Origin of the sequence: Streptomyces sp. NPDC057900, assembly GCF_042887885.1 — a bacterium.
Classification (GTDB): Bacteria; Actinomycetota; Actinomycetes; order Streptomycetales; family Streptomycetaceae; genus Streptomyces.
Map to the genome: position 1 here is coordinate 230765 of NZ_JBHVOI010000004.1, position 20793 is coordinate 251557.

A 20793-nucleotide genomic window follows, 5' to 3' on the forward strand; every position below is an offset into this window, starting at 1 on the left:
GATCAAGGTCGTTGGAGATGGGTATGGGTATCGATCGTTCGGATACCGGTCGTTCTTCGATCGCGCGTCATGGCCGTACGCGTACGGCCGACGGGCAGATTCCCTTCATCGTACAGGCAGGTTTCCCTGTGCACCTGCGAATGTGCGCCAATCACCCTCCGTGACCTGCGAACGCGGATACCTCTCACTGGTGGGCCTTCGCGTCATGGCCCTTGGTGTCATGCCCCTTGGTGTCCGGGCCCTCCACCTCCCGCGCCTTCACCTCCCGCGTCTTCGCTTCACGTGCCTTCGCTTCACGTGCCTTCGTCTCGCGGGTCTTCATCTCCCGGGGCGGTGTCTCGTGCGCCCTCGTCTCGTCCGGCGTCCGGCCCAGCTTCTTCACCGCCTTGAGCGCGTTCGAGACATGCGGCCCGGTGAAGGGCTGCTCCGTGCCGGGGCTCCCCTCGGTACCCAGCCAGCCGGCCAGCTTGCCGCCCTCGCCGACCGCGCGCAGCCGCGCCTCTGTCGCGTCGCGCACCGGGTCGGTCGTGACCACCAGCAGCTCGTCGCCGCGGCGCAGGACCGTCGGCGGGGTCGGTACGAAGCTCTTCTCGTCCCGTACGACGAGGGTGACCGCGGCCCCCGAGGGCAGTCGCAGTTCGCCGACCTCGACGCCGTGCATCTTCGACTTGGCGGGGATGGCCACCGACAGCAGATGCCCGCGCAGCCGCTCCAGGGGCGCCGACTCGATGCCCAGGTCGGCGGTCTCCGACGGGTCCTCCGCGATCTTGAGGGCCTTCGCGAGCCAGGGCAGCGTCGGACCCTGGATGAGGGTGTAGACGATGACGAGTACGAAGACGATGTTGAAGACCCGGGTGGAGCCCTCGATTCCGGACACCATCGGAATGGTCGCCAGGATGATGGGCACGGCGCCGCGCAGCCCGGCCCAGGACATCAGGGCCTTCTCCTGCCACGGCAATCGGAACGGGGCCAGCGAGAGGAAGACCTCCAGCGGCCGGGCCACCACGGTGAGCACCAGGCCCACGACGACGGCGGGCCAGAAGTCGTCGAGCAGATCGTGCGGGGTGACCAGCAGGCCGAGCAGGACGAACATGCCGATCTGGGCCAGCCAGCCGAGCCCGTCCGCGAAACCGCGGGTGGCGGGCCAGTGCGGCAGCTTGGCGTTGCCGAGGATCATCGCCGCGAGGTAGACGGCGAGGAAGCCACTGCCGTGGGCCATGGCGCCCGCCGCGTACGCGGTCACCGCGATCGCCATCACGGCGATCGGGTAGAGGCCGGAGGCCGGCAGCGCCACGTGCCGCAACCCGAACGAGCCCAGCCAGCCGACCGCGATGCCGATCGCCGCGCCGATCGCCAGCTCCAGCGCTATCTCGCCGACCAGTACGTACCAGTGGTCCACCGGACCGACGGCCGAGAAGGCCACCACCAGGATCACCACGGGGGCGTCGTTGAAGCCGGATTCGGCCTCCAGGACGCCGGTGATCCGGGAGGGCAGCGGCACCTTGCGCAGGACCGAGAAGACCGCGGCGGCGTCCGTGGAGGAGACGACCGCGCCGATGATCAGCGCCTGCCGCCACTCCAGGCCGACCAGGTAGTGCGCCCCGGCGGCGGTCACGCCCACGCTCACCGCGACGCCGACGGTGGAGAGCATCGCGGCCGCGGGCAACGCCGGCCTGACCTCTTTCCACTTCGTGCCGAGGCCGCCCTCGGCGAGGATCACGACCAGGGCCGCGTACCCGATGACCTGCGTCAGTTCCGCGTTGTCGAACTTGACGTCGAAGAGCCCGTCCTGCCCCATGACGACCCCGATGCCGAGGTACAGGAGCAGGCTCGGGAGCCCGCTGCGCGACGAGATCCGGACCGCCGCCACCGCGACGAGCAGGACAAGTGAGCAGACGAGCAGGAGCTCGTTGAGCGTGTGGACAGTCAGTGGCCGGTCCTTCCCTGCGAGCGCCTGCCGGATCGTGTTCCGGCGGCCGGTACTTCGTTACCTTACCTAATCTTTAACGTTTTCTTGATGCGTTCGAGTACTCGTGCGATCGCTACGCAATTCGAACCATCCCGATACCGCGTCAGAGGGGCTCCGGCGCTGCGCCTATGGTTGCTCCTGCACTCCCAGGACCACCCTGCCCCTCGAAGGACAGCGATGCCCGCCAACACAACCGCCTCTTCCGGCTCCACCGGTTCCGCCGGTGGCGGGTCGCGCAAGAAGAAGGGGCGACGCGCCCGCCTGATCGTGATCGTCCTGGTGCTGGCGCTTGTCGCGGGTATCGGATACGGCACGTACTGGTCCGTATCGACCGTGCGGGCCTCGTACCCGCAGACGAACGGGACCGCCCAGCTCGCCGGACTCGACAGCAACGTCGAGGTCAAGCGCGACAGCTACGGGATTCCGCAGATCTACGCGGACTCCGACTCCGACCTGTTCCGCGCCCAGGGATTCGTCCAGGCGCAGGACCGCTTCTGGGAGATGGACGTCCGCCGTCACATGACGGCCGGCCGGCTCTCCGAGATGTTCGGGTCCGGCCAGGTCGAGACGGACTCCTTCCTGCGCACCCTGGGCTGGCGCAAGGTCGCCCAGGAGGAGTACGACCACGTCCTGTCCGCGGAGACCAAGAAGAACCTCCAGTCGTACGCGGACGGCGTGAACGCCTACCTCAAGGGCCGCGACGGCAAGGACATCTCCGTCGAGTACGCGGCGCTGGGCCTCACCAACGACTACAAGCCGGTGAAGTGGACCCCGGTCGACTCCGTCGCCTGGCTGAAGGCCATGGCCTGGGACCTGCGCGGCAACATGCAGGACGAGATCGACCGTTCACTGATGACCAGCAGGCTCGACGCGAAGCAGATCGAGGACCTGTACCCGCCCTACCCGTACGACAAGCACAAGCCGATCGTCTCCGAGGGCGGGATCTCCACGCTCTCCGGGAAGTACGACCCGCAGGCGATGCCGTCGTCCGACGGGCTCGGCTCCTCGACCGCGCAGGGTGCCACGCAGGGTCTCACCACCCAGCTCGGCGCGCTCTCCGACACCCTCGACGAGATCCCCTCGCTGCTGGGCCCGAACGGCACCGGTATCGGCTCGAACTCCTGGGTGGTCTCGGGCAAGTACACGACGACGAACAAGCCGCTGCTCGCCAACGACCCGCACCTGGCGCCGCAGCTGCCCTCGCTCTGGTACCAGATGGGGCTGCACTGCCGCAGCGTCTCCGCCACCTGCAAGTACGACACCGCCGGCTACACGTTCTCCGGCATGCCGGGCGTGATCATCGGCCACAACCAGGACGTCGCCTGGGGCTTCACCAACCTGGGCGCGGACGTCACCGACCTCTTCCTTGAGAAGGTCTCGGCGGACGGCTACCTGTACGACGGCAAGGTGAAGCCCTTCGTCACCCGCGAGGAGACCATCAAGGTCGCCGGCGGCAAGGACCGGCACATCACCGTCCGTGAGACCAACAACGGCCCGCTGGTCTCCGACCGCAGCGGCGAGCTGGAGAAGGTCGGCCAGAAAGCGCCCGTGACCAACGCGGCCCCGGACCGTGCGGACGGCTACGGGGTGGCGCTGAGGTGGACCGCGCTGGAGCCCGGCAAGTCCATGGACGCGGTCTTCGAGCTGAACCGTGCCAAGGACTTCACCTCGTTCCGCGCGGCGGCCGAGCACTTCGAGGTCCCCTCGCAGAACCTCATCTACGCCGACACCAAGGGCCACATCGGCTACCAGGCCCCCGGCAAGATCCCGGTCCGCAAGTCCGGCGACGGCACGATGCCCAGCCCCGGCTGGTCCTCCGCCTACGGCTGGAAGAAGGACCCGATCCCGTTCGACGAGCTGCCGTACGAGTACGACCCGAAGCGCGGGTACATCGTCACCGCCAACCAGGCGGTCGTCGACGAGGCCAAGTACCCGTACATGCTCACCAAGGACTGGGGCTACGGCACCCGCAGCCAGCGGATCAACGACCTCATCGAGTCGAAGATCAAGGGCGGCGGGAAGATCTCGACCGACGACATGCAGAAGATGCAGATGGACAACACCAGCGAGATCGCCACGCTGCTGGTGCCCGAGCTGATGAAGATCAACATCTCGGACAAGGACGTCCGGGAGGCGCAGAAGCTGCTGGAGGGCTGGGACTACACCCAGGAGTCCGACTCGGCGGCGGCCGCGTACTTCAACGCGGTCTGGCGCAACATCCTCAAGCTGGCCTTCGGCGACAAGCTGCCCAAGGAGCTGCGGGTCGAGGGCGAGTGCCTGAACGTGCCGCCGGCCAAGAGCTCGGGCCCGGTCGACGAGCAGGACAGGCTGGTACGCGAATGCGGCCAGCGCGCCCCTGATTCGGCCCAGCCGGACGGCGGTGACCGCTGGTACCAGGTCGTCGAGAACCTCATGGACAAGCCGGACAGCGACTGGTGGAAGACGCCGGCGAACCGCAAGGACAAGGCGACCGGCAACCGCGAGGAGCTCTTCGCCCGCGCCATGAAGGACGCGCGCTGGGAGCTGACGGCCAAGCTCGGCAAGGACATCACCACCTGGAACTGGGGCCGGCTGCACCAGCTGACCCTGAAGAACCAGACCCTCGGTACGGAGGGCCCCGGACTGCTCCAGCGGGTGCTCAACCGGGGCCCCTGGAACCTCGGCGGCGGCGAGGCCGCGGTGGACGCCACCGGCTGGAACGCGGCCGGCGGCTACGAGGTCGTCTGGGTTCCGTCGATGCGGATGGTCGTCAACGTGGGGGACTGGGACAAGTCCCGCTGGATCAACCTCACCGGCGCCTCCGGGCACGCGTTCAGCGCGCACTACACAGACCAGACCGACAAGTGGGTCAACGGCGAGCTGCTCGACTGGTCCTACGGGACGAACGCGGTGGCCGGCTCGACGACGGACACGCTGACCCTGAAGCCATAGGGGCGGGCGGGTCCGCCGCGCCTCAGCCGCCGCTGAAGCGCCGCGATCCCGCCGGTGTCACCACCGCGTCCACGGGGTGGTCGTGCGGTTCCTCCGGGACCCGCGCGGCCACCTCGTCGTCGTACAGCAGGACGATCAGCGCCGGGTGCGCGCCGGCCGCGGAGAGCCGGGCCAGCACCCGGTCGTAGCTGCCGCCGCCCCGGCCGAGCCGCATCCCGCGCCCGTCCACCGCGAGGCCCGGCAGCAGCACCGCGTCCGCGTCCAGTACGGCGTCGGGGCCGAGCCGCTCGCCGCCCGGCTCCAGCAGCCCGCGGCCGGCCTTCGCGAGGGACCCGGCGCCCTCGTACGGTGCCCAGTCCAGGTCGTTGTCCGGCAGGAGCACCGGCAGCAGGACCAGGACGCCCCGCGCGCGCAGCGTGTCCAGCAGGGCGCGGGTGCCCGGTTCGCGGCCCACGGAGACGTACGCGGCGACGGTGCGGGCCCCGGAGAGCTCGGGGAGCGCGAGCGCGCGACGGGCCAGAACCGCGGCGGCCCGTTCGACGTCCTCATCGGTCAGGAGGCGTCGTGCGGCGAGCAGTTCGCGCCGCAACAGTGCCTTTGCGGACATGTCGGTGTTCAACGGGGCACCCAGAGACCTCTCGTACTGGCGTATATGAGTACAAAGTTAACCGGAGGATCATCTTCCGCCCATGTGCGCCCGTTAAGGTTCAGCGCATGACTCAGTCGAACCCCAGGATCAGCAAGGCTGTCATTCCGGCGGCGGGCCTCGGCACCCGCTTCCTGCCGGCCACCAAAGCCACTCCCAAAGAGATGCTGCCTGTCGTCGACAAGCCTGCCATCCAGTACGTCGTCGAGGAGGCGGTGGCCGCGGGCCTCTCCGACGTACTGATGATCACCGGTCGCAACAAGCGTCCCCTGGAGGACCACTTCGACCGCAACTACGAACTTGAGTCCGCGCTCACCCGCAAGGGTGACGCCGAACGGCTGCGCAGGGTCCAGGAGTCGAGCGACCTCGCCACCATGCACTACGTCCGCCAGGGCGACCCGCGCGGCCTCGGCCACGCGGTGCTGTGCGCGGCGCCGCACGTCGGTGACCAGCCCTTCGCGGTGCTCCTCGGCGACGACCTGATCGACCCGCGCGATCCGCTGCTGGCCCGCATGGTGGAGATCCAGGAGCGCGAGGGCGGCAGCGTCGTCGCGCTCATGGAGGTCCCGCCCGAGCTGATCCACCAGTACGGCTGCGCGGCCGTCGAGCCCACCGCCGAGGGCGATGTGATGCGGATCACCGGCCTGGTCGAGAAGCCGGAACCGGCCGACGCGCCCAGCAACCTCGCCATCATCGGCCGCTATGTCCTGGACCCCGCCGTCTTCGGGATACTGCGCCGGACCGAGCCGGGCCGCGGCGACGAGATCCAGCTGACCGACGCCCTGCAACTGCTGGCGGAGGACGAGAAGACCGGCGGCCCGGTGCACGGCGTCGTCTTCAAGGGCCGCCGCTATGACACCGGCGACCGGAGCGACTACCTCCGTGCCATTGTCAGACTCGCGTGCGAACGTGAAGACCTGGGCCCGGAGTTCCGGACCTGGCTCCGCAGTTACGTCACCGAGGAGATGTAAGACCTTGAGCAGCACGATCTGGTCGGTGGACGAGCACCTGGAAGACATCCTCGCCGCCGTGAAGCCGCTCGAACCCATCGAGCTGCAACTGCCCGACGCGCAGGGCTGCGTCCTGGTCGAGGACGTCGTGGTGGAGATCGCCCTGCCGCCCTTCGACAACAGCTCGATGGACGGCTACGCGGTCCGCGTCGCCGACGTGGAGGGCGCCACGGAGGAGTTCCCCGCGGTGCTCACCGTCATCGGTGACGTCGCGGCGGGCGACGCCGGGCTCCTCGGCGACCAGCGGGTGGGCCCGGGGGAGGCCGCCCGCGTCATGACCGGCGCCCCGCTGCCGGCCGGCGCGGAGGCCGTGATCCCGGTCGAGTGGACCGACGGCGGCACGGGCGAGGGCCCCGCCACGTCGATGCGCTCCCACAGCGACGCCCCGGAGGGTGCGCGCGGTGAGGTCAGGGTGCACCGCCCGGTCGAGGCCCGTGCCCACGTCAGGGACCGGGGCAGCGATGTCCGGCCGGGCGATCTGGCCCTGCGCGCCGGCTCGGTGGTCGGGCCCCCGCAGATCGGCCTGCTCGCGGCGATCGGCCGCTCGACGGTGAAGGTGCGGCCCCGGCCGCGCGTCGTCGTCATCTCGACCGGCAGCGAACTGGTCCAGCCCGGCGAGGAACTGACCGGCGGCCAGATCTACGACTCGAACAGCTTCGCGCTGACGGCCGCCGCGCGCGACGCCGGGGCGATCGCCTACCGGGTCGGCGCCGTCACCGACGACGCGGAGACGCTGCGCGCCACGATCGAGGACCAGCTGATCCGCGCCGACATCGTCGTCACCACGGGGGGCGTCAGCGTCGGCGCGTACGACGTGGTCAAGGAGGCGCTGTCCTCCGTGGGCGACGAGGACGAGCCGGGCAGCGGCATCGACTTCCGCAAGCTGGCCATGCAGCCCGGCAAGCCGCAGGGCTTCGGCTCCATCGGCCCTGAGCACACCCCGCTGCTGGCGCTGCCGGGCAACCCGGTCTCCAGTTACGTCTCGTTCGAGCTCTTCGTACGGCCCGCGATCCGGACGCTGATGGGCCTGCCGGACGTCCACCGCCCCACCGCCAGGGCCACCCTGGTCTGTGACAAGGCGCTGTCCTCGCCCGACGGCAGGCGGCAGTTCCTGCGCGGCACGTACGACGCGGAGGCGGGGACCGTCACGCCCGTGGGCGGTTCCGGATCGCATCTGATCGCCGCTCTCGCCCAGGCGGACGCGCTGATCGTGCTGCCCGAGGACGTCACCTCCGCCGAGCCCGGCACCGACACCGAGGTGATCCTGATCCGCTGACCGGCGCCGGGTGGCGGTACGGTATCTGCCGCTGTGCCTTCCGGGGGACATCCCCCGGACCCCGGGCCCGCACCCCGGTGCGGGCCCGGGGTGACCGGCGCCCTACCGCTAGGCGGAGTTAGTTGAGTACGCAGAACAGGCTGACGCACATCGACGAGGCGGGCGCGGCCCGCATGGTCGACGTCTCCGAGAAGGACGTCACCGCGCGCGTCGCCCGTGCCAGCGGCCGGGTCCTCGTCTCGTCGCGTGTCATCGAACTGCTCCGGGGCGAAGGGGTCCCCAAGGGCGACGCCCTCGCCACCGCGCGCATCGCCGGGATCATGGGGGCCAAGCGCACCCCGGAGCTGATCCCCCTCTGTCACCCGCTGGCCGTCTCCGGCGTCACGGTCGACCTGAGCGTGGCCGACGACGCGGTGGAGATCCTCGCGACCGTGAAGACCACGGACCGCACGGGCGTGGAGATGGAGGCCCTGACCGCGGTCTCTGTCGCCGCGCTCACCGTCGTCGACATGATCAAGGCGGTCGACAAGGCCGCGGTCATCACCGACATCCGGGTCGAGGCGAAGTCGGGCGGCAAGTCCGGCGACTACCGCCGCGCCGCGCGGGCCGGGGCGGACGCGTGAGCGCGCCCGGGACGCCCACGGGCCCCTACCGCGCCCTCGTGGTGACCGCGTCCAACCGCGCCGCCGCCGGGGTCTACGAGGACAGGGGCGGCCCGCTGATCGCCGAGGCGCTGACCGGGCTCGGCTTCACCGTCGACGGTCCGCGGGTCGTCCCGGACGGCGACCCGGTCGAGCGGGCGCTGCGTGACGGGGTGGCCGCCGCGTACGACGTCGTCGTCACCACCGGCGGCACCGGTATCTCGCCCACCGACCGCACCCCCGAGGTCACCCGCGCCGTCCTGGACCACGAGATCCCCGGTATCCCGGAGGCGATCCGTGCCGAGGGCCGGGACAAGGTCCCCACGGCAGCGCTCTCGCGCGGGCTGGCGGGCGTGGCGGGCCGCACGCTCGTCGTCAATCTGCCCGGCTCCACCGGCGGGGTGCGCGACGGGCTCGCCGTCCTGGGCCGACTCCTGGTGCACGCCGTCGATCAGCTCCGCGGCGGCGATCACCCCCGACCCGGGAGCCCGAGCTGAACGTCCCGACCTGGCCGGTGACCCTGGTGGACGGCGACGTCACCCTCCGACCGATAAAGCTGCGCGACCAGACCATGTGGCGCGAGGTCAACCGGCGCAACCGGGACTGGCTGCGCCCCTGGGAGGCGACCGTGCCGCCGCCCGCCCCCGGCGGCCCGGTGGCCCAGCGCCCCACGTACCGGCAGATGATCCGCCATCTGCGGTCCGAGGCCCACGCCGGGCGGATGCTGCCGTTCGCCATCGAGTACCGGGGCCGGCTGGTCGGCCAGCTGACCGTCGCCGGGATCACCTGGGGCTCGATGTGCTCGGGCCATGTCGGCTACTGGGTCGACCAGGAGGTGGCTGGGCGCGGGGTGATGCCGACCGCGGTCGCCCTCGCCGTCGACCACTGTTTCCGCACGGTCGGACTGCACCGGATCGAGGTGTGCATTCGCCCGGAGAACGCGCCCAGCCGGCGGGTGGTGGCGAAACTGGGATTCCGCGAGGAGGGGATCCGGCCCCGCTATCTGCACATCGACGGCGCGTGGCGGGACCATCTGATCTACGCGCTCACCGCGGAGGAGGTGCCGGACGGCCTGCTCCGGAGGTGGCAGCGGGCCAGACCGGAGCAGCCTGAACATCGCACTAAATGAAATATGTGTTCGAAATTGATCGCTGTTTGACCGCTACCGGGCGGGCAAACACCGACTGTTGATCCGAACAATCACAAAAAAAGTCCTTGATATCAGCAGGATCGTGCGACACACCGCGCCAATTGGCGGATGCCTCCATGCAAACCCCTCTACGGTGTGAGATGTGAGCAGCAGCGGCCTCATCTACGCAGTCATCGTCGGGGCCTGGGCCGCCTACTTGGTACCGATGTGGCTCCGCAGGCAGGACGAGCTCAACGAAGCCCGTCCGACGGAACGCTTCAGCACCGCCATCCGGCTGCTGTCCGGACGGGCGGCGATGGAGCGCCGGTATGCCAAGGGGTTGCAGGAGCGCACCGACGGTGAGGCGGCGCCCGACGCCGACCCGGACGCGGACACGGACCGAATGGATTCCGTCGACGTCCGGAACTTTTCCGCGCCCCCGGCGCACACCGAGGCCCGGGTCCATGACCCGGCCCGTACGCCGGAGCGCGCGCCGAAGGAGCGGCAGGGCCGGGACCGCCCGGCAGCCCCGGCCGGCCCCGACCCCGTATCCGCACCCGCCCGGCGCGTTCGCCCGCGCCCCGGTGGCATCGATGCCGAACGAGCCCGGCGCGCGCAGCGCACCCAGGTACTCGCACGCCGTCGGCGTACCACCGTCGTCCTCTTCATCGGCTTCACGCTCGGCGCGGTCGTCGCGGCGGTCGGCGGCCTCGGCTTCCTCTGGGCCCCCGCGGTTCCCGCGGTGCTGCTGAGCACGTACATCGTGCATCTGCGTGCCCAGGAGCGGCGCAGGTTCGCCTTCACCATGGACCGGCGACGGGCCGAGGTGGCGGCGCAGCACCTGCGCGAGAACCGCCCGCGCAGGCACCAGCCCGCCACGACGGCCACCCCGGAGTCCGACGAGGACCCCGAAGCGCGCCACCCCGCACCCGAGCCCACCCCCACGGTCTCCCCGCAGGAGGCCGGCCGCCGAGCCCTGGTCGAGCAGACGGACCACGCGGAGTGGGTGGACCAGCAGCGCGAACGCGGCCGGGTCCAGGGCGACAGCTGGGAGCCGGTCCCGGTCCCGCTGCCGACGTACGTCACCGCCCCGGTCGCCCCGCGCGCCACGGGCGGCGTCGAGGTCGGCAACCCGGAGACCTGGAGCGCGGCCCGCTCCAGCACCGCGGAACCCGCCCAGCCGGCCACCCCGCGCCCCTCGGCACCCTCCGTGGACCCCGCACCGCGCCAGCGCACCGGCCAGTCCCGCCGCTCCCGCGACCGGGGCCGGACGCCTCTCTTCGACCAGTACGACGAGGACGACCGCCCACGCGCGGCCAACGAGTGAGGCCCCGGCCGCGCGCCGCGACGCCGACTCGGCTGACCAGCGCCTGCCGGATTTCCGAGCACCCCCTGGAGGGTGCTAAAGTTTCACTCGTTGCAAGGGCCTGTGGCGCAGTCTGGTAGCGCACCTCGTTCGCATCGAGGGGGTCTGGGGTTCAAATCCCCACAGGTCCACCGCACAGCTGTTCTTGAGTTAGCTCAGGAATGGTGACGAGATCCCGTCCGATCGGAAGATCGGGCGGGATCTTCGTCGTTTTGAAGGTCGTTCGATGCCTGCTCGGGGTGATGGGTGGCGGCGTATTGGGTGTGGCGGCTCGTAGAGCCAGGTGTCCAGGATGTCGAGGATTCCGATGGCCACCATGATCGCGATGAGGATCGTCTGGGCCACCTGGCCGGGTGCTCGGCGGTGCAGGGGGTTGCCGATGTCCATGTAGGCGCCCTTGAGGTGGCCGTTGAGGCCCTCGTTGTGGGAGCGGATCGGCTGGTGGATCCGGTCCCGGGCGGGGCTGAGGTAGTGGCTGTCCTGTCGGAACTTGGCGATCTTCAGGTCTCCGCCCGCCGTCTGCGGGGACGCTGAGCGCGGAGGCACCGCAGACGGCGGGCAGCGCTTCCTTGCCGGGAGGGTCCGTCCACTCTCTGTCCGGGAGCAGGATGGTCGGGCGAGCCGAGGCGTGGCTGGCGCGGGAGCGGCGATCCGCCAGTTTGATCACGGTCTGAGGCGGGCCCGAGGCGGCCGGTGGTGCAGGGCGGAGGCGTTCTCGGCGTGGACAGTTCACCGAGGGGGACGGTCCGGCCGCCGGGCGTTGCAGGCGCACGGTTCCACAGGCGTCGGCGTTCTGCTTGAGCTTGAGGAAGTAGGGCAGTCCGTTGGCGACCAGTGGCTTCAGGTCGTCGAGCCGTCGGCGGAAGGTCTTGTCGTCCATGCCGTGAGTGGCCTGTGCCAGGGCGTTGGGGGTGTGTGGGCAGGCGAGGGAGCCGTCGATGAGTACTGTTCCTTGCCAACTGCCCTGGATGCTGCGGTCGTGCATGGCAGCCAAATGACCAACAAAGTCCGGCAGTTGCGGTACCGCGGAGCATGCGCCTGACGGCTGGCACCCCTGGCCTGCGTGTCTGCGATGCCAGTCGTAATTCTTAACGTCCTTAACAGTTATGGCAGATCACGCTCTGCTGCGATTCCTGACGTCACGTCTTCGAGGACGAGGTTCGGAAGGATGGCCAGTCCCAGAGTCTGAGGATCCACGCTCGGGCTGACTGCCTCCTCTGCAACGCGGGGCTGCCAGGAGCTCAGCCGGTTCAGGGCAGGTACCAAGCATTCTCGGTCGTCACTGAGCAGGGCTGCCACGAGCGACACGACATCGGCGCGGGAGCTGCCTGCTGGAGCCGGGAGCGCGGCCAGCCCTGAGAGTGCGCGCTGGTCACGAGTGCCACAGAGCGCCGTGAGGGAGGCGAGAGCGAATCGGGCAGCGTCGCTCTCGTCTTCCCAGCGGGACAGTAGCCTCGGCAGCTCGCTGCCGATGGCCCGCCGGGTCAGGTATTCGGCTGCAGACTCCTCCCAGACACACCCGAGCGCGGTGATGCGATCGGCCAGGGAGACCTCTGCGGCCGGCCCCGAAGCAGCAAGCCGCAACAGGTCGCAGAGCAGAACCAGCCGGCTGCCGGGCGCGACGCTGTCGTCGCAGACCAGCTCCATGAGGAATGGGACAGCCTCGACGGTGGTGTCGGTGCAGGTGCCTTGGTGGGCCACGGCATCCGCGAGATCGCCGAGCAAATCGCCCGTTGACCCGTAGGGCTCGCCGAACGCGAACTCCTCATCAAGTAGCCACTCCACGGCATCCGGAGCATCCTCCGAGCTGCCGTACATGCGCTCTGCGACCGCCACCACGGCCCGGACCAGCACTGCGGGCTCACCGATCTCAACGCACTTCCACGGCGGACCGGCCGGAGGTCGCGCGGGATCCTCGGGCAGCGGGCTCGGAAGGGCGACGTCGGCGCCGGCCTGCTCATGGACCAGGCCGTCCCGTTGGAAGACTTCTTCGAGAGTCGCAGCATGGCCCTCGCTGAACCCCTGCTGAAAACCGGCGTGGGCACGGGCCACGTCGGCCACCCGAATCCGTTCACTCCGGAAGAACGGCTCAAGAGCCATACGCTCGTACCCGCTGTGGACGGCCAGCGAGAAGACCTGCCACCACCCCTCCAGCTCCGGGTCCCATGACGGCTTTCCGTACCAGAAGCTCGAAGGAACGAACCGGTAGTGATCGTGGACGCGCACTGCCGTCAGACGGTGGCCCATCCCGGAAAGCTCGGCCGCGGCGGCGCGGGCAGCGTCCTCACTCGGCAGGCACAGCGTGTACTGGATTCCCCAGGCGGGAGGTGTCGCCGTCATCAGTTGCACTGCCAGGTGAACATCGCCCGCTCGAAGCGCTGCTCGACCAGATCCTCGGGGCGGATCAGCCAGTACAGGGCTCCGGCATCGCCCCACATCATGTCCGCGCTGTCCTCGCTGTCGAACTGGGCCAGCAGCACCCAGTTGCCCGCCTCCTCGGACAGCCGCGGGTCGTCCCAGGACACCTCGCCGTCCAGGACCGCCTCTGCGATCTCGATCTCGACCGGGTTCTGCACTGAGTGAGGGTAGCCGCCGATCTGATGCCCTACCTGATCATCGAACTCCCACAGCGCGTCGAGGAACTCCTGCGAGCAGACGGGGTGGTCGTACCGGTTCCCCAGTGGGGCGTCCGGGGCGAAGGCGGCCCGGACGGACGGATGCCAGGGCTCGGTCGCCGTCACCTCCACTCGACCGGTCAGCGGCACCGCCGGATACTGCTTGAGCCCTGCAGGCGCTTCATGCTCCGCCACCTCCTCGTCAGCCGCCACATAGAGCACGCGGGCGCCCGCCCAGCTCTCCCGGTCCTCGGCCAGTACGAGGGCCTCGCCGTCGTCCAACTGCCCATCGAAGTAGAAGAACAGCAGTGTCCCCGCCGCGGGCAGGTCGATGTCCAGCGCAGCCGCCGGCAGGCGCGCGCAGTCGATCGAGGCGACGAGGGAGAGCGGGCCGTGCCCGTCCCACACCGGCCACTCCGCATCGACTGGCAAGGACGGGAGGCCGCCGAGCCGACCGACGCCATCGTCAGAGCCGGCCGCTACCTCCAGGCGCGCACCAGGGCGAAGCAGACCGAGCCACTTCTCGGCAACCTCAGGCGACAGATGCTGCAAGGCGAGAGAGCGAAGGGCATCCCGGGAACCATGTGTCATGCGCCCGATCATGCACGGCGCCACTGACAGAGACCTCGGCGGACCGCCAGCAGCACGCGCAGCCGCTCAGTTCGTGGCCGTGGACCTCCAAGCAGCGGTAACGCACCCTTCTTCCCAGTGCCACCAGCCTTCTGTCGCACCGTGTTCAAGGAGCTTTCGGATCCGTGGCAGGTCCGCCCCTGGCGGGACATCCAGTGCAGCCATCCGGAATCTCTCGATACCTTCGCCTGTCGTGCCGAGCTTGTGGAAGATGTCCAGAACGCTCCGCCGGGCTGCGGCTGATCCGCCGTCCTTGAGCACGATCAGCCGGATCGTGCAGTTCTCTGAAGCTCGGACCGTCTCTCCAGCCCAGCGGATGCCCTCATCGTCGATCTCAACCCGGATGATGTCGTCGTTGGCGACGCCACGGACGAACCACGGGGTGTTGTCCAGCCGCACAGTGCCGTCGCCGAGGTCCATGGCCCACAGGCATCATCCCCGCCACATCCACGTGATCGGACGTGGGAGTGCGGACGGAAGAGGTCACCGAATCCGGACGATGGAGGAGGTGAACGTCGTGTCCTGGAGCAGCGCCAGGGTGACGGCGATGCCAGTCAGCTCATCGGCATCCCTCGGGCTGCGCAGGTGCTGTCAGTGGCCTCTGTCAGGATGCCCCGGTCAACATCGTGATCGGAAGAGAGCATGGGTACTTGAGACGTCGGCCCCTTCGACAACGACACCGCAGCAGACTTCTGCGGCGAACTTGATGAGGCGGCCGCAGGCGAGCGCCCGCGCCTGATTCGCAGCACCTTGACCCGTGTGATCGATACCGCGGGCTATCTGGAAGCACCCGGGTCTGAGCGAGCCGTGGCTGGGGCTGTCCTCGTTGCCGCGCAATGCCCTGGGGGCGATCCGGCCGATCCGGGTCTATGGGCCGGAAGAGCCCCTTCCTGATCTCACCCTCTCCGCGACCTCGCCCTGCACGCCCTTGAGCGGTTCATGACCGAGCCGTCCGAGCTGATGGACCTATGGGCGCAATCGGACGGCGGACTCCGGCGGGCGAACGTTCGCCCGGCCGCAGAACGTGCTCCTGCCCGAGCCGCCCGGAGACCAGCTCAGCCTGTTCTGACCCACCACAACCGCTACTCGAACCCGGAAGGCCACCATGAGCTGGGACGTGATCCTCCTTCGTCTGCCGGACGACGTCACCTCGTGGGACCCTCCCAGTGATACTTCCTGGTCAAAGCGCCAGCATCCGCCCCATGCACCCTGGAACCAGAATGGGTCTGGAGGGCATGCTTCCGCTCGGTCGGATGGTCACGTCCGATGAGGGCGACGGAGATGTACAGCCCCTGTGGCTCAGCGACGGGCCGACAACGGCCGAGCTGTGGATGCGGATACATGCCCAGCACACACGCTCCGGCCTGTGGCCATTGTTGCTCGACTCGCTGGATCCGAGCGACAGCGAATTCCGCCCATGGGGATCCGGGGAGGTCTTCCCTGAGCAGATGTCCTCGCCGACAGGCCACGACCCTGTCGGCCTCCTCGCACAGTGGTGGACGACCTATACGGCCGTCCACGAAGACGACATGCTCGATACCGACAGGCGCCTTGCCGTTACGGCCCCCTTCGGGCAGACATGGCCCGGCCTCGCGTCCCGGCGGGAGATCGTAACGCGTCCCGACCATTTGGCCGCCGAGTACGCGCAGGCGTTCCTTGCCGACCACCCCCAGACACGTCTCGGGCTGGTCATCGCAGAGTCCGGTGCCGAGGCGCTGACTGTCGCGGGCTGGTCCGGGCCCTGCAACTACGACAACGACACCGCGAAGTTCTCTGCGGTCGTCCGGGATTGGGAGCACCGGTTCGGTGCTCGTGTCGTCGCGGTCGGCTTCTCCACGCTGCACCTCAGCATCGCCTCGCCTCCAATGGACGAGCACGAGGCTCTCCTAGTCGCGGCCGAGCACTTCGCCTTCTGCCCGGACAACATCTGGCAGGGCAGCAGGCCGTACACACTGGCCGCATACGCCGAGCGGATCACCAGGGCCCGCCACTGGGACTTCTGGTGGGACTGATCCGCTACCCAGAGGACGTTCGACCGGGAAGTGGCCTTCAGAGTGCGGCGCTGGGCTGTCAGGCGACGGACGGCAGTCTGTGCCACCAGTGACTGCAGCCGCCAAAGCAGAAGCGCTCGCGGCGCCGCGCGTCGGCGATCGAGAGCACCGCGATCAACAGCCTGAACGCTTTACGGCGTTCGTCGAGAGGCATGAGACCGGCGATCTTTCCCAGTTGCTCGTCGATCCGGCCTCGTGAGATCAGCACTGCGGGCGTATGCGTCGGGCGCAGCCCGGAACGGCGGATGCTCTCTGGTGCGTCCTCGGTGACTGCGCGCGCCTGGACGCAGTGGTGGCACAGGAACAGCAGCGCCTCGGACTGCTCTTCCTGGCCGAGGCTGTCGAACCATTCGATGCCTTCTGACATGGGGCGCAGCCCCTGCGCGAGCTCGTTGAGCAGGACGTCGCGTTCGTTCATGACTGCCTCCCGCGGGTCAGACGCCGTTCCGCAGCGGCGATCAGGACTCCGAGCAGCACCGCCAGATCGGCCGCGCCTTCGGCGTCATCGGCCCAGCGCGTGGTCTGGAGTGGGTGAACCTGGTCGAGTGGGATGCCTTCCCGCGCCAGGACGAAGGCCAACGCCAGCATGGCAGCGCGCGCGTTGCCGTCCTGGAACGGATGGAAGAAGAGGATGTCGAGGTAGGTCCGGGCAGCGCGTGACGGGACGGCCAGATCCGGTTGAGCGCTCTCGGACAGGCATCGCTCGAATCGGGCCTGCGTATCGGGTGCAAGGCCGTAGCGTTCCCGTCCGCCCTTCGCGAAGGCCGGCATTGTGCGGAAACCGACGAGGTCGTGGCCCAGCACGGTCCGCTGCCACTTCGCCATGAGGGCGAAGGTCAGCGATCTGGCCTGCTCCGCGTCGGCGAAGGCCAAGTCGAGGGCGGTCAGTACCCGCGTGGTTCCCTCGCTGTCCTGCCCGCCTCGCGATGCCACGTAGAAATTCCGGAAGCCGTCGCGGGCCGGCGCCTCCGAGATGAGGCGTGCGCCGCGCCAGGACGGCCAGGAGATCTCCGGCCGGATGAGCAGCCAGTCGGCCAGGCTGTCTTTCGCTTGGCCGGGCCCGGAAGTCATCTGATGCCACCCACGCCTCTGGCGAACCGCGAACTCACCGCGTCGACCACCGGAACGTCAGGTGCGATCCAGCTGCCGAACCGGCCGCCGACCGCGTTCTTGACGATCTCCTCGGCCTGGCCCTCGTTGATGCCGTTGTAGGCGAGGAACCATCGGAGGACTTGCATGCAGTGTCCGTACCAGCCGCTCTCGGCCTGGGTGCGGTCAGCCACCACGGTGACCAGGCGCGTGCACGCCCGCTCCCAGTACCAGAGGTCCGCTGAAGACACCGCGGTGTTCTCCGGCGGGGCCAGGGCCGCGAACCGTTCCGCCAGGTCCTCCAGCCAGTCACGCCATTCCCGGAGAGCCTCAACAACCAGCGGGGCAGTCGCATCCGGGGTCGTCATGGAGTGGGATGAACAGCACCAGACCCCGACGACACCTCCGTCGACGTCACCCTCACCGACCGACCAGTTCCATCCGCAGGCCCATCGGCCGTACCGGCCCGCCAGGAACTCGGTGACGAGATCCAGCGAACGCCAGCGATCCTTGCGAGCGACGTCAGCGCTGGGCAGCAAGGGCGCTACAAGGCTCGCCAATTCCTCCGCCGCATCGTCGTCCATCTCGAACGGATGCCGAGCCGGATCCACATCTGCCCACGTCAGGGTATGTGCCCACAGTTCACTCACCGTCCCACTCTGCCCTGCGTGGCCGCCCTGACTCCACTCCATATCGAGTGGCTGCCCCATCACCGGGAAACGATCTTTGGCCAACTGGGAAGCGATCTTCAACCGCTTCCGTCCCGCTTGGTCAGAGACACTCGTGAACGGTTCACGAAATCCCGTCCGATCATTTCGATCGGACGGGATTTCGTCGTTACTGGGCCCGTCAGGAGGTCCCGGTGAGTACGTGGGGGTGGTTCGGTGGGCGCCGTACGGTTCGAGCTGCCACCGCCCGGCTTGAGTTCCTCGGTGGGTGGTCAAGCCTGCTGCCGCCAACTGTGATCCGTGAAGTACTCGCAGAAGCAATGGAATTCTTTGGCACGGTTGTTGGAGCAGTCACCCGATGTGGCCGAGCGCGGGGTCGGCGGTCAGCCGCCGTGGAGCCCCCACTTGTCGAGGCCGCCGTACACGTGGGCTTCGAGGCATCGTGGCGCGTCCATGCCGACAGCCTCGCCCCGGTAGAGGGCGATGAGTGAGTCCTTGCCCCGCCACCAGGTGTCCGTCACGCCCTGTACTTCAGGCACCGGCTCGAACCCGACGAGGTCCAGTGACTCGACGGCCTTCCCCTTGATCCTCGTCACGGTCCTGGCCCAGCGACCGGCATGGGCGGCGAGCGCCAGCGACTCCACCCATCCGTCGGTGCCGGCATGCAGCGGTGTCCAGCGGTAGGCGTCGATCCCGAAGGCGCCGTCGGAGCCGATCATGAATCCGTAGGCCATGGACACCCGACAGCTTCCTGCCGGAAACAGCCAGCCCTCGGCGGCCGGGCCCTCGGGACAGTCGGTGCCCAGGATGCGCGGACCGCCCTCGTAGAACGGGGCAGGCGGCAGCGCAAGGCCGCCCCAACGGTTCTGGAAAGCTGCGGCACGGTCGATTTCTACGGCCGGGACCCCGTGCTCGATCCACTTCTCCCGGCGCTGGCCGAGGCCCTGTTGAGGAACACGAACGCCGTTCACCTCGACGAACCTTCTGGCCCGGTCGGTCAGGCCGGCAGGCGCGACCGGGATGGGCGATAGGGAAGTGGTGGCCGTCATGCGGTGGATTCTGTCCTTCGACGTATGCCGTTCGCGTCTCGGGGCCGCGTACGCAGAGCAGATCGTCGGGGCCGTCCGATCACCTTGATCGGGCCGGATTTCGTCGTTTGCGGGGCCGGGGTCGGTACGGATGTCGCTCGGGCGTCAGTGCTGTGTCAGGGCGGGTCGGCAGACTCTTCGCAGGGTCGCTGGGCGGCAGCCGATCCGCTGCCGCGGTCCGACGGCTGGGTTTGGAGTCCGAGCATGAGTGTGATCGGTACAGGCAGGGCGGCCGGGTTGGCTGGTTCTGTTCCTTCTCGTTCCAAGGGTGTCGTCGGCTCGTCCTTGCGTGCGGCTCAGGAGGCCGTACTCGTTGAACTCCTCACCTCCTACCCGTACAACAGCGCGTCCCAGCTGCACGAATACTTCGGCGACGGTCCCTTGCCGTCGGCGTACGGAGGTTCCTGTGCCTGGCAGTCGTTCGAGGCCGGGCGGGGCGTCGCCGAACGGGTGGGTGTGGAGGCCGAGTACCGGGTCGACGGACGGCACGTGGCCGCCGTCTACCGTGACGCGGACGGGATCACGATTCTTGATCCCTATCTGATGCACTGCCTTCCGCTGCGGCTGGAGCGGGCCGACGCGGTGGACGGTGATGTGTCGCTGACGGTCGAGGCCTACCCGTTCAGGGTGCGCGGCGACGGTTCGGCCGCGCCGAGCAGCGTGCGGGTGCGCTGGCGGCTCGGCGACGACTCGGTGCGGCTGAACTACCTGCGCTTCAGTCCTCGCCGGGGCCACCGGGTGATCTCGCGCTCGTTCCTGATGCGGCCGGACCGGGTGCTGGCCGAGGTCCCGCCGGACGCCGGCTGGGTACGGCCGCAGCTGCTGCATCCCGAGCAGCACAGCGTCTCGGTGCGCGTGCTGCACCCCGGCACGCGCCAACTGGCTGAGCTCGTAATGCCACTGGCCGGGCGGCCGTTGCGGGGCGACTCCCGGTCGCTGATCAGCAAGGACAACCAGGGTGCCGTCGCCCGGCAGGGCAGCCGGGAGTTCGACCGGGACCGGGAGGTGGTCGCGGACGCCGTCGGTGTGCCGGGTCGGGAGATCGAAGAAGTCCTGTTCAAGGCCGCGGAGCTGCACCGCGCCGCGGCCCCGGACGGCCTCGCGCTCGCCGAATACTCGCTGGAGGACGAATGACGGCCGAGCCCCGGCCACCCGCGGTGAACCGGACACAGTCGTTCTTCCTGGCCGGAACCATGCAAGGGGCCAGGAGCGGTTCGAGCCTCGTCGACCAGTCCTACCGGGCGGCACTGACCGCGAGCATCCGCGCCCGCTGCCCCGGCGCCATCATCCACGACCCCGGTCTGCTGATGGCCGAGTGGGAAGTGGCGCATCCGGCCGACATCCGCGCCGCCCACGCCGGGCTGACCGGAACGCGCCCCATCCACCGCAGTGAGCTCGCGCCCGAACTCGTCGACCTCACCGACATGTTCCACGAGCTCACGCTGCTGGCCGCGCGCAGCGACGTCTGCGTGGCCTGGCTCCCGGGGCACGAGCCCAGCATGGGCACGGCCGCCGAGATGCTCTCCGCCTTCCGGGCCGGGCGCACCGTCGTCACGGTCACCGCCATGCGGCAGAACCTCGCCGTGCTCGCCTGCTCGACGGTGATCCTGCCGGACCTGCCCGCCTTCGCCCAGTGGCTCGATCGCGAAGCAGCACCACGCCATGTCACCTGAGGAGAGTGAAG

At 69.2% G+C, this 20793-nt stretch carries 20 protein-coding genes, 1 tRNA gene and 1 pseudogene; 12 read left to right on the plus strand and 10 right to left on the minus strand.

Annotated elements, in window-relative coordinates; all coding sequences use genetic code 11:
• Nucleotides 1–184 precede the first annotated feature (184 nt).
• Nucleotides 185–1870, minus strand: coding sequence for a potassium/proton antiporter (locus ACFVQ0_RS18625; protein WP_390089276.1), 1686 nt, complete (start codon nucleotides 1868–1870; stop codon nucleotides 185–187).
• Between the two features lie 276 nt (nucleotides 1871–2146).
• Here ACFVQ0_RS18625 and ACFVQ0_RS18630 point away from each other — a divergent pair, with 276 nt between their 5' ends.
• A complete protein-coding gene (locus ACFVQ0_RS18630) occupies nucleotides 2147–4900 on the plus strand; it encodes a penicillin acylase family protein (protein WP_390089278.1) in 2754 nt (917 codons plus the stop codon).
• A gap of 22 nt (nucleotides 4901–4922) precedes the next feature.
• Here the strand turns inward: ACFVQ0_RS18630 and ACFVQ0_RS18635 are convergent, their stop codons facing one another.
• Nucleotides 4923–5507 carry a 5-formyltetrahydrofolate cyclo-ligase gene (locus tag ACFVQ0_RS18635; RefSeq protein ID WP_390089280.1) on the minus strand — a complete coding sequence of 195 codons (585 nt, stop codon included), beginning with the start codon at nucleotides 5505–5507 and terminating at the stop codon, nucleotides 4923–4925.
• 107 nt (nucleotides 5508–5614) lie between these two features.
• Here ACFVQ0_RS18635 and galU point away from each other — a divergent pair, with 107 nt between their 5' ends.
• From galU to ACFVQ0_RS18670, 7 genes are all read left to right on the plus strand, one after another.
• Nucleotides 5615–6517 carry a UTP--glucose-1-phosphate uridylyltransferase GalU gene (gene galU / locus ACFVQ0_RS18640; RefSeq protein WP_390089282.1) on the plus strand — a complete coding sequence of 301 codons (903 nt, stop codon included), beginning with the start codon at nucleotides 5615–5617 and terminating at the stop codon, nucleotides 6515–6517.
• A gap of 4 nt (nucleotides 6518–6521) precedes the next feature.
• Nucleotides 6522–7832, plus strand: coding sequence for a gephyrin-like molybdotransferase Glp (glp, locus tag ACFVQ0_RS18645; RefSeq protein WP_390089284.1), 1311 nt, complete (start codon nucleotides 6522–6524; stop codon nucleotides 7830–7832).
• A 122-nt stretch (nucleotides 7833–7954) separates the two neighbouring features.
• The gene (moaC, locus tag ACFVQ0_RS18650; protein ID WP_390089286.1) at nucleotides 7955–8455 is read left to right on the plus strand and encodes a cyclic pyranopterin monophosphate synthase MoaC; all 501 of its coding nucleotides are present in this window, start codon (nucleotides 7955–7957) and stop codon (nucleotides 8453–8455) included.
• Nucleotides 8452–8970 carry a molybdenum cofactor biosynthesis protein B gene (locus tag ACFVQ0_RS18655; protein WP_390089288.1) on the plus strand — a complete coding sequence of 173 codons (519 nt, stop codon included), beginning with the start codon at nucleotides 8452–8454 and terminating at the stop codon, nucleotides 8968–8970. The genes moaC and ACFVQ0_RS18655 overlap by 4 nt, the downstream gene beginning before the upstream one ends.
• A 17-nt stretch (nucleotides 8971–8987) precedes the next feature.
• Complete coding sequence (locus tag ACFVQ0_RS18660) at nucleotides 8988–9602, plus strand: GNAT family N-acetyltransferase (RefSeq protein ID WP_390089290.1); 615 nt, start codon at nucleotides 8988–8990, stop codon at nucleotides 9600–9602.
• A gap of 163 nt (nucleotides 9603–9765) precedes the next feature.
• Nucleotides 9766–10929 carry a gephyrin-like molybdotransferase receptor GlpR gene (gene glpR / locus ACFVQ0_RS18665; RefSeq protein WP_390089292.1) on the plus strand — a complete coding sequence of 388 codons (1164 nt, stop codon included), beginning with the start codon at nucleotides 9766–9768 and terminating at the stop codon, nucleotides 10927–10929.
• Nucleotides 10930–11025: 96 nt separating this feature from the next.
• Nucleotides 11026–11099: transfer RNA gene (locus tag ACFVQ0_RS18670), tRNA-Ala, on the plus strand.
• Between the two features lie 19 nt (nucleotides 11100–11118).
• Here ACFVQ0_RS18670 and ACFVQ0_RS18675 read toward each other — a convergent pair.
• The 4 genes from ACFVQ0_RS18675 to ACFVQ0_RS18690 form a co-directional block, all read right to left on the minus strand.
• Nucleotides 11119–11514, minus strand: a complete 396-nt coding sequence (locus tag ACFVQ0_RS18675; protein ID WP_390089294.1) for a hypothetical protein — start codon at nucleotides 11512–11514, stop codon at nucleotides 11119–11121.
• Nucleotides 11515–12072: 558 nt separating this feature from the next.
• Nucleotides 12073–13308 (minus strand): hypothetical protein, encoded by a 1236-nt coding sequence (locus ACFVQ0_RS18680; protein WP_390089296.1) that lies wholly within the window; start codon nucleotides 13306–13308, stop codon nucleotides 12073–12075.
• On the minus strand, nucleotides 13308–14015 hold the full coding sequence (locus ACFVQ0_RS18685; RefSeq protein ID WP_390089297.1) for a YwqG family protein: 708 nt from the start codon (nucleotides 14013–14015) through the stop codon (nucleotides 13308–13310). Before ACFVQ0_RS18685 ends, ACFVQ0_RS18680 begins: the two co-directional genes overlap by 1 nt.
• Before the next feature lie 225 nt (nucleotides 14016–14240).
• A complete protein-coding gene (locus tag ACFVQ0_RS18690) occupies nucleotides 14241–14633 on the minus strand; it encodes a DUF4265 domain-containing protein (RefSeq protein WP_390089299.1) in 393 nt (130 codons plus the stop codon).
• 294 nt (nucleotides 14634–14927) lie between these two features.
• On the opposite strand from ACFVQ0_RS18690, the pseudogene ACFVQ0_RS18695 reads away from it, so the two are divergent.
• Together ACFVQ0_RS18695 and ACFVQ0_RS18700 are read left to right on the plus strand one after the other, a co-directional pair.
• Nucleotides 14928–15107: pseudogene (locus tag ACFVQ0_RS18695) on the plus strand (DUF4259 domain-containing protein); the annotation flags it as partial.
• A gap of 554 nt (nucleotides 15108–15661) precedes the next feature.
• Nucleotides 15662–16225, plus strand: a complete 564-nt coding sequence (locus ACFVQ0_RS18700) for a DUF4253 domain-containing protein (RefSeq protein WP_390089301.1) — start codon at nucleotides 15662–15664, stop codon at nucleotides 16223–16225.
• Nucleotides 16226–16283: 58 nt separating this feature from the next.
• Here ACFVQ0_RS18700 and ACFVQ0_RS18705 read toward each other — a convergent pair whose 3' ends face one another.
• The 4 genes from ACFVQ0_RS18705 to ACFVQ0_RS18720 form a co-directional block, all read right to left on the minus strand.
• Nucleotides 16284–16682 carry a DUF5958 family protein gene (locus tag ACFVQ0_RS18705; protein ID WP_390089302.1) on the minus strand — a complete coding sequence of 133 codons (399 nt, stop codon included), beginning with the start codon at nucleotides 16680–16682 and terminating at the stop codon, nucleotides 16284–16286.
• Complete coding sequence (locus tag ACFVQ0_RS18710; RefSeq protein WP_390089303.1) at nucleotides 16679–17335, minus strand: Fic family protein; 657 nt, start codon at nucleotides 17333–17335, stop codon at nucleotides 16679–16681. The genes ACFVQ0_RS18705 and ACFVQ0_RS18710 overlap by 4 nt, the downstream gene beginning before the upstream one ends.
• Nucleotides 17332–18105, minus strand: coding sequence for a hypothetical protein (locus ACFVQ0_RS18715; protein WP_390089305.1), 774 nt, complete (start codon nucleotides 18103–18105; stop codon nucleotides 17332–17334). Before ACFVQ0_RS18715 ends, ACFVQ0_RS18710 begins: the two co-directional genes overlap by 4 nt.
• 299 nt (nucleotides 18106–18404) lie before the next feature.
• Nucleotides 18405–19070 (minus strand): hypothetical protein, encoded by a 666-nt coding sequence (locus ACFVQ0_RS18720; protein WP_390089307.1) that lies wholly within the window; start codon nucleotides 19068–19070, stop codon nucleotides 18405–18407.
• Nucleotides 19071–19394: 324 nt separating this feature from the next.
• On the opposite strand from ACFVQ0_RS18720, the gene ACFVQ0_RS18725 reads away from it, so the two are divergent.
• Nucleotides 19395–20243 (plus strand): hypothetical protein, encoded by an 849-nt coding sequence (locus ACFVQ0_RS18725; RefSeq protein WP_390089308.1) that lies wholly within the window; start codon nucleotides 19395–19397, stop codon nucleotides 20241–20243.
• Entirely contained in the window at nucleotides 20240–20782 is a 543-nt protein-coding gene (locus ACFVQ0_RS18730; protein ID WP_390089310.1) for a hypothetical protein, read from the plus strand. Before ACFVQ0_RS18725 ends, ACFVQ0_RS18730 begins: the two co-directional genes overlap by 4 nt.
• Nucleotides 20783–20793 lie beyond the last annotated feature (11 nt).